General features: G+C 56.1%; 7 protein-coding genes. 3 read left to right on the forward strand and 4 right to left on the reverse strand.

Translation table 11 applies throughout. The features are described 5' to 3' along the window. Positions 1 to 26: 26 nt before the first annotated feature. On the reverse strand, positions 27 to 2,444 hold the full coding sequence (locus tag ACILQA_RS07900; RefSeq protein ID WP_395629202.1) for an FAD-dependent oxidoreductase: 2,418 nt from the start codon (positions 2,442 to 2,444) through the stop codon (positions 27 to 29). A 152-nt stretch (positions 2,445 to 2,596) separates the two neighbouring features. Here ACILQA_RS07900 and ACILQA_RS07905 point away from each other — a divergent pair, with 152 nt between their 5' ends. The 3 genes from ACILQA_RS07905 to ACILQA_RS07915 all read left to right on the forward strand — a co-directional run bounded on the left by ACILQA_RS07905 (position 2,597) and on the right by ACILQA_RS07915 (position 5,363). Beyond that, positions 2,597 to 3,361: an SDR family NAD(P)-dependent oxidoreductase gene (locus ACILQA_RS07905; protein ID WP_395629203.1), complete on the forward strand. Its 765-nt coding sequence runs from the start codon at positions 2,597 to 2,599 to the stop codon at positions 3,359 to 3,361. A 118-nt stretch (positions 3,362 to 3,479) separates the two neighbouring features. Continuing rightward, positions 3,480 to 4,262, forward strand: coding sequence for a lysophospholipid acyltransferase family protein (locus tag ACILQA_RS07910; RefSeq protein ID WP_395629204.1), 783 nt, complete (start codon positions 3,480 to 3,482; stop codon positions 4,260 to 4,262). 147 nt (positions 4,263 to 4,409) lie between these two features. Next, positions 4,410 to 5,363 (forward strand): NAD(P)-dependent oxidoreductase, encoded by a 954-nt coding sequence (locus tag ACILQA_RS07915; RefSeq protein WP_395629205.1) that lies wholly within the window; start codon positions 4,410 to 4,412, stop codon positions 5,361 to 5,363. On the opposite strand, the gene ACILQA_RS07920 is transcribed toward ACILQA_RS07915, so the two are convergent. The 3 genes from ACILQA_RS07920 to ACILQA_RS07930 form a co-directional block, all read right to left on the reverse strand. Then, positions 5,360 to 6,289, reverse strand: coding sequence for a LysR substrate-binding domain-containing protein (locus ACILQA_RS07920; protein WP_395629206.1), 930 nt, complete (start codon positions 6,287 to 6,289; stop codon positions 5,360 to 5,362). The genes ACILQA_RS07915 and ACILQA_RS07920 overlap by 4 nt on opposite strands. A 69-nt stretch (positions 6,290 to 6,358) precedes the next feature. Then, positions 6,359 to 7,984, reverse strand: coding sequence for a GMC family oxidoreductase (locus ACILQA_RS07925; RefSeq protein WP_395629207.1), 1,626 nt, complete (start codon positions 7,982 to 7,984; stop codon positions 6,359 to 6,361). After that, positions 7,981 to 8,889: mandelate racemase/muconate lactonizing enzyme family protein (locus tag ACILQA_RS07930; RefSeq protein ID WP_395629208.1), on the reverse strand; the 909-nt coding region annotated here is incomplete at its 5' end. The genes ACILQA_RS07930 and ACILQA_RS07925, both read right to left, overlap by 4 nt.

Below are 8,889 nucleotides of genomic sequence, written 5' to 3' on the forward strand. Positions count from 1 at the left end.
CTTTTTGGGTAATTCAGCCACGCGGATCAGACCTTCATCTTGGCGTTATCAGGATCATAAACAGGGTGCTCCAGCACTGTGCCGATGCGTCGTTCGCCCTGTAACACGATATCGAACTGCGACCCCGGTGCCGCATTTTGTATGGGCACACAGGCGAAAAACAGGCTCTTGCCAACGCGATGGCCATAGCCGCCCGATGTCGTCAGGCCGATACAATGGTCGCCCACCAAAATTGGTTCGCCGCCGCGCACATCGACATTATCTGCATCAACGGCGCCATACACAATGCGGAAACGCTCAGGCGCATCCAGCGTAGCCTGCTTGCCGACGAAATCATCCTTATTGAAATTGATGAAGCGCGGCATGTCCGCCTCAATCATCGTCAATTCGTTGGTGAGCTCGGAACCCCAGGCCTTATAACCCTTTTCAACCCGCATGCTGTTCGCTGCGTACAGTCCGTAATTGACGATGCCGAACTCCTGCCCGGCTTCCCACACCGCCTCATAGAGCGCCGCGAGATCCTTCATCGCAGGATGCAATTCCCAGCCCAATTCCCCGGCATAAGACACACGAAGCGCACGCATGGTAATGCCCGCAATCACGATTTCCTGACCACTGAGCCAGCGGAAACCTTCATTGCTAAGATCGGCGTCGGTTAGCTTTTCCAGCACGTCGCGCGAACGCGGGCCGTTCATCACCAAAACGCCAAGGTCCATCGTCAGATTGCGAATGGTCACATCTTCGTCTGGCAATTTGCTTTGGATCAGCAAATCCCAATCGCGCTGTTCAGCCGCTGCTGCCGAGAGGCAGTAGAAATGGTCATCCGCGAAACGCGTCACGGTCATTTCGCCATAAATGCGGCCCTGCACCGAAAGCGGATGCACCAAGCCGATACCGCCCAATTTCTTGGGCATGCGGTTGGCGCAAATACGGTTGAGGAAGGCCTCCGCATCTGGACCGCTTACGTCATATTTCGCAAAGCCGGACAGATCGAGCACGCCAACCCGCTCAGCAACCGCCTTTACCTCTGCCGCGACCGCGTCAAAGCTGTTGGTGCGGTGATAGCCGCCTTCTTCTTCTGCACCGTCGAGGGCAAAATATTTGGGCCGCTCCCAACCGTAAGTTTCGCCATATACCGCGCCAGCGGACAGCAAACGGCCATATAGCGCGCTCATCTTTTGCGGGCGGCCGTCGGGCTCTTCCTCGCCGGGAAGCCGCGTCGTGAACGTCATACGGTAATCAAGGAAAACCTTAGCGCGGCTGTAATCTTCGTCCGCATAAGGGCCGTAACGGCGCGGATCGAATTCGGTCATGTTGATATCGGCATCACCGAACACCATCCACTGCGCCAGATATTTTCCAGCGCCGCCGCCTTGCGCGATGCCAAAGCTTGTGCCGCAACAGTGCCAAAAATTCTTCAGGCCAACCGCTGGTCCCAACAGAGGTCCGCCGTCGGGCGTATGCGGAATCGCGCCGTTGACGAAGCGCCGCAAACCGACTTCACCAAAAATCGGCATCCGTTCAATCGCGCGTTCCAGCCATGGGGCGATGCGCTCCAGATCTTCAGGGAACAACTCGCTCGTCGAATCCCATTCAGGGTTTCCACCGCGTGGTGCCCATGCTTCGGCGAGGCCCGTATTTTCGTAAACGCCAATCAGTCCGCTTTTCTGCTCCTGCCGGAAATATCCCGACACATGGGGGCAACGCATGACCGGTATTTCTTCATCGCGATCTTTGAATGCGGGGATCGGATCGGTGACAACATAATGATGCTCCATGTTCGTCACCGGAATATCTATGCCCGCCATTTGCGCGATTTGCCGGGCATAGCAGCCCGCCGCATTGACGACGATTTCGGCTCGAATCGTGCCCTTTTCCGTTTCCACATCCCATTCGCCAGATGGCAATTGCGTCAGGCCCGTCACGCGGTTTTTGCGCACAATTTTGGCGCCCATATTCTTGGCACCAATGGCAAGCGCGTTGCAGATACCCGACGGATCAGCATGTCCGTCTTCGGTCGTCCGCGCACCGGCGATGACACCGTCAAGCGTCATGAATGGGTTGTGGCGGAGAATTTCCTCAGGCGGGATAATCTCCATCTCAAACCCGATGATTTTCGAAAAGCCCTGAATGTAGCGCATCCACGCCAGCTCGCGCTCGTTGGTTGCAAGACGGATACCGCCGGATTTATGCCAACTGACATATTGCCCGGTCAAACCTTCCAGCCGCGGATAGAGATCATTGCTATACGCATGCATCTTGGCAAGGTTGAAGCTGCCCGTGATGTTGGGGCACTGGCCAGCCGCGTGCCATGTCGAGCCGGAGGTCAGCTCATCTTTTTCGATCAGCAGACAGTCCGTCCACCCGAGTTCGGCGAGATGGTAAAGCAACGAAGCCCCCATTATGCCGCCGCCGATTATCACAACTCGTGCCGATGTTTGCATAAACGCCTTGCTCCTTATAACAGAACCTTAGGGCCGGTTTGCCATCAGGCACAAATGGGGAATATGACGGGACCGGTTAAAAAAATTTTTGGATTAGGATCGCCGGTGCCTGTAAGGCGCGCGGGGTTGATTGAGAATATAAAGGTGGGGCTATGAAGGTTGCGTTGGTTACGGGTGCTGCACAAGGCGTTGGCTTTGCAACGGCACGGCTTTTTGCCGAAAAAGGCTATCATGTTGTCATGACCGACGTGCAGCCCTTGGATGCGCAAGTCGAAGCATTGGTTGCTCTTGGCGGGAGCGTATCCGCGCTTTCCGGTGACATTTCCTCTGAAGAATTTGTTGTCGAATTGGCCGAGAAAATTGCCCGCGACCATGGCGCCGCAGACGTGTTGGTCAACAACGCCGGCATCAGTTTGATTTGCCGCGCCGAAGATACCAGTATCGAACAGTGGCAGCGCGTCATGAACATCAACCTCACCGGACCGTTTTTGCTGTGCCGCGAAATCGGAAAGCAGATGCTGGGGCGTAACCGAGGCAACATTATCAACGTTGCTTCAATTGCCGGCCTTCACGGTGTTATTGATCGATCCGCCTACAACGCGTCAAAGCACGGATTGGTCGGATTGACCCGAACGCTTGCGGCAGAATGGGGCGGCCGCGGTGTGCGTGTGAACGCCGTTTGTCCGGGCTGGATTAAAACGGAAATGGATGAGGCTGATCAAGGATCGGGCGCTTATTCCGATAATGATATCATCGACCGCGTTCCAATGGGCCGTTTTGCCAAGCCCGAAGATGTCGCCCGGGCCATTGCTTTTCTTGCGCATGAAGACAGCTTTATCAACGGCGCAAGCTTGCCTGTCGACGGTGGATGGCTGGCCGACGCAAGCTGGGATGCGCTGCGTTTGAAAAAGCGATGAGCCATGATATGCAAACGTTGCGCGAACGCGCGTAATGTGTGACCGTCATCGGAAAGTCACAGTTGGTGGCTAGGCACGTTAAGATTTCATTATTGTCCCAATTTTAAAGCGGAACCCGATGGCAACTATTAGCATTGCGAAACCAAAGGTTCAGCTGCAGGCATATTTCCTGTGCGCCATGCGCGTTATGTGGATTGCCGTGCCGCTCACGCTGTTATTGCCGCTTCACCTTGTCTGGCATCTGTTGCGGTTGCCGTCACCATGGGCGATGTTATTCTTACGCATTGCTGCCCGCGCCTTGGGCGCGCGTGTCCGCGTTCACGGCAGTCCGCTCCGCCGGGATGTGTTCTTTGTCGCCAACCATCTTTCATGGCACGATATTCCGATATTGGCCGGCATAACGGGCACCTCCTTTGTCGCACAGGATGGCGTGCGCGACTGGCCCATCATTGGCTGGCTTGCAAAGCTGAACCACACCATTTTCGTCAACCGCACGGAAAAGCAGAATATCGGGCAACAAGTGGCCGAGTTACGCGAGGCTATCGCCGAAAACTGGTCGGTGACACTTTTCCCGGAAGGCACAACCTCGGACGGCAGTGGGCTATTGCCGTTCAAACAGTCCTTGTTTGCGACATTGGCACCGCCGCCTAAGCCAATGATGATTCAGCCGGTTCTTTTAGACTTCGGTGCCAACGCCGCGGACATCGCTTGGGTGGGTGTAGAAACCGGCTGGGAGAGCGCATGGCGGGCATTTACACGGCCCGGCACTTACGCCGTGGACGTCCACTTTCTCGAACCCTTTGATCCGGGCGCGCTTGCGGATCGAAAAGTCGTCTGCGCCCTTGCCCGCACGAGGCTGGCCGAAGCTCTGTCCGCCACGCTTGGCTATAGCGTCACATAAATAGCACCCAGCCGCGTGGGGTTCTCCAGCGCGGTGTAAAATAATTCATCCAATTGGCCAAATTTTTCAATTGTGGCCGCGCATCGACGGCGCTCTAACTTTTCCAAAGGGCGCGTATTGCCTGTTGTGAACTAACTGGATGCAATCATGAAAATCGGATTTATCGGTCTTGGCAATGTTGGCGGAAAACTGGCAGGCAGCCTGATCCGCAATGGTCATGACGTCACTGTACGCGACCTTGATGCCGCACTTGTTGCCGAATATGTCAATCGCGGTGCAGCCTCCGCAGCATCTCCAAAAGAATTGGGTGAAGCCGTCGACCTGATCATCACCTGCTTGCCGTCCCCAGCGGCCAGCGCTGCCGTGGCCGAAGGCGCGGACGGTTTTCTTCAAATCATGCGTCCGGGCCAAGTTTGGCTCGAAATGAGCACAACCGATTATAGCGAAGTCATCCGGCTTGGCGCATTGGTTGAGGCGCGTGGCGCGATGTTCATGGAATGCCCCGTTTCGGGGGGCTGCCATCGTGCGGACACCGGCAATATTGCGATTTTTGCAGGCGGCCCACGCGCCGCGTTCGAATTTGTTCTGCCGGTTTTGACGACAATGGGACGGCGCATATTGCACACCGGCGACCTTGGAACCGCTTCACAATTGAAGGTGATGACCAACTATCTCTGCACGGTACATCTCGTTGCACTGGCTGAGGCGTTGACGACATGCAAAGCCATCGGGCTTGACATGAACACCACATATGAAGCGATCCGGATCTCGTCGGGCAACAGCTTCGTCCACGAAACCGAAAGCCAGGTCATCCTCAACGGCAGCCGCGACATCAATTTCACGATGGACCTCGTCAGCAAGGACGTGGGCCTGTTCGACAAAATTGCCCAATCGGCACATGTCCCCGTTGAACTGTCGCCGCTGATCGTGAAAATCTTTAAGGAAGGCGAGGAAGCTTTCGGCCCTCGCGAATTTTCACCCAACATCATCCGTCGTTATGAAGAGCCATTGGGCATTAAGGTTTTGGGCACTGGATTTCCGGCCGATATGGTCGACGATGAACCCGAAGAGCCGGGCTATGAGGTCGTGCCGAAACGCTAAGCTGCGACGCCTGAACGGCTGTCTTCGACATTCTTGGCCACCCAATCCATGAATGTCCGAATGCGGAGATTTTCTTTCATATCCTTGCGGCAGATAAGGCCCCATGCGCCGGGGCAAACTGCTTTATGCCCAACGGGCTGAACGAGCCGACCGGCGGCCAAATCCTGATCAACAAACGGGCCGTTGACCAGCGCAATGCCTTCACCGTTCAGCGCCATTTCAAGCGCAACGGCCAAGGTGTCGACCATGAGATAGGGCACGGAGGGTTCAAACGCCGACCCGGCCGAAGCAAACCACGTCTCCCAATTTTGCACTTCGGTATAGATGGCCACAAGCGGCTTGGTCATCAATGTCTGCGGGCTGGGATTTGGACCCATCGCCTCTGCAACAGCGGGGCTACAGACGGGAAACAGCGCATATTCATACAGCGGAACCCAATGAAATTTGCTCGCGTCGGGTTCTGATGCGCAATAAACGAGCCCGACATCCGCGTGCACATCGTCAAATTCCCATTCAACAGCACATGTGTTGAGCGTCAGCTTTACCTCGGGGTGATCCGCCAGAAACTGCGGAACACGTTTTGCAAGCCAACGTATCGACGCCGTGACATAAGTCTGCACGCGAAGTGGCTTATCCAACGCATGGCGGTGGACTTCTTCAACCCCCTCCAGCAACGATTCAAAAGCAGCGCGGACATAAGGATAGAGAACCTTACCTTCTTCGGTCGACACGATATGCCGCCCTTCCTGGACGAACAACGTCACACCAAGCGCATCTTCAATCAGCTGGACCTGATGGCTGACCGCAGGATGGGTAAGGCAAAGCTCGTCGGCTGCATCGCGGATGCTTTGGTGACGGGTCGCCGCCTCAAAACCCTTTAGCGCCTTTAACGGCGGCAACTGCTTTAAATCGATCTTCGGATGCATCGCCACTCCCTCCCCGGATTCGCGCACTCATGTTGAGGTAGCACAGCCGAAAAGGACTGGTAAATAAAATTAACGCATGCTTTTTGCATCTTCCAAGATCATGGCCGCACCCTTTTCAGCGACCATCACCGTAGGGGCGTTGGTGTTGCCCGATGTGATTGTCGGAAACACGGAGGCGTCGACAACACGCAAGCCATCCACACCATGGACACGTAAGCGGCCATCGACCACGGAGGTCGCTGCATCCGGGCCCATCATGCAGGTGCTTGTTGGATGATAGACGGTATCGGCGCGTGCCCGAAAATCTGCGAGCAGTGCTTCATCGCCATCGACATGCGCGCCGGGAATGAGCTCTTCGGTGATAATATCCGCAAGCGGCTTCGTGCGCGCAATTTGCTTCAGCAATCGGTTACCGGCCAGAACGTCGTCAATATCAGCTTGCGTTGCGAGATAATTCGGGTGGATGACCGGATATTTCGCAGGATCGGCGCACGCGAGCTCAATATGCCCCCGACTGGTCGGACGGCAGGGATTATGCGATAACAGAAACGCCGAAAATGGATCCGGGTTGAGCAGCTTTCGTTCCGACAATGGTGTTTTGGTGTAGCTCACCGGACTGAAATATAGCTGCAAATTCGGGTGCTTTTTCGTTGCGTCGCTGCGCACAAAACCCCCGCTTTGATTGACGCTTAACGACAGCGGCCCCGCCCGGTCGGCCATATAGCGCAACCCGGCGCGGATTTTGCCCACGAACGGGTGCAGCACATCATTCAGCGTCGCCGTGCGGACTTTGTAGAAATAGGACACCGCAATATGGTCCTGCAAATTACGGCCGACGGCCTTTGCATCGACAATCGGTTCGATACCTACATTTTTCAGATGGCCGGCATCTCCGATACCCGACAGCATCAGCAATTGCGGAGAGTTAATCGCGCCGCCGGACAAGATGACTTCGCGTCGCGCCTTCGCCTCCAAGTGCGCGCCTTTGCATGTGTACGCAACGCCAACCGCGCGCCGTCCCTCAAACAAAATGCGCGTCGCGTGCGCCATGGTCTTAAGCTTCAGCGTCTTTCGCTTGCGCGCCGGATGCAGAAACGCGTTCGCCGTCGACGCGCGCCAACCACCGCGTGTGTTGATTTGATAATAGCCGACCCCTTCAGGCTTGCCGCCGTTGAGATCGTTGCTCGCAGCAAAGCCTAATGTCTGCGCAGCTTCAATAAAGCTGCGGCAAATGGGGTGGGCAAAGGGCGAGATGTCGGTGACATGTTGCGGCCCACCCTGACCATGGTGCGCGCTGTGCCAGTCAAAATCCTCTGACTTTTTGAAATAGGGCAGGACATCATCCCAACCCCAGCCTGCATTGCCCAAGGCTTTCCAATCATCGAAATCACGTGGCTGCCCGCGCACATAGACCATCGCGTTGATGGACCCTGATCCTCCGACGACCTTGCCGCGCGGCCAATAGCTCTGCCGACCGCCCAGCGCCTCAACGGGCGCGGTGTCGTACATCCAGTTAATCCGCTTATCGAAAAAGGTGCGTCCATAGCCAATGGGCATTTGGATCCAGATCGAACGATCGCTTCCTCCGGCCTCCAACAACAAGACGCTGTACTTGCCATCTTCGGTCAACCGGTTGGCCAGCACACAACCCGCCGTGCCTGCGCCGACGATGATATAGTCAAATTCCTCGGTCACTGAACGGGGTGCTGCGTCATTTCGAGGTGCAACATATCGCCGGTATAGGGATTGGCGCGGGCGACATCTTCGTTCAGTTCGACCCCCAAGCCGGGCGCAGTCGATGGGATGACATGCCCGTCTTCAAACCGGATGGGCGATTTCAAAATCTCCGTATGGAAACCGCCCCACGTCTCAATGCTTTCCAGTATGAGGAAGTTTGGCGAACAGGTCGCAATTTGGATATTGGCTGCGCCCACCACCGGGCCACAATATAGATGCGGCGCGATCTGCACATGATAAACCTCGGCCATTGCGGCGATTTTCTTGGCTTCCAATATGCCGCCCACGCGCCCGAGGTTCATTTGCAAAATTGCCGCCGCGCCTGCGCGTAACAGCCGTGCGAAATCATATTTGGTTGTCAGCCGTTCACCGGTTGCAACCGGTATGGACGTTGCCCGTGCAACCTTGGCCATCTCCTCCGGCGCATCGGGTGGTACGGGTTCTTCCAACCAGAGCGGATCATATGGCTCAAGCCGTTTGGCAAGCCGGATCGCGCCTGCAGCCGTCATTTGACCATGTGTCCCGAACAATAGGTCTGCCTTCATGCCAACCGCTTCACGCAGGGACTTGGCAAACCGCTCGCACAGGTCCAGCGCCTCCAACGACAGCTGGCGTCCGTCAAACGCCGAATATGGTCCAGCAGGATCAAACTTCAGCGCGGTAAAACCTTGGCTCAGATATTCAGCCGACCGTTCTGCCGCGAGGTCAGGGTCGTGATAAACATCCTTTGTGTCGCCGGGCCGCGGGTAGATATAGGTGTAGGCGCGCAACCGTTCGTGCACCTGACCGCCGAGCAGCTTATACACCGGCTTATTGGCTTCCTTGCCAATGATGTCCCAACAGGCCATTTCGAGCGCGGACAA

This window comes from Sphingorhabdus sp. (assembly GCF_044239005.1).
Lineage (GTDB): Bacteria > Pseudomonadota > Alphaproteobacteria > Sphingomonadales > Sphingomonadaceae > Sphingorhabdus_B.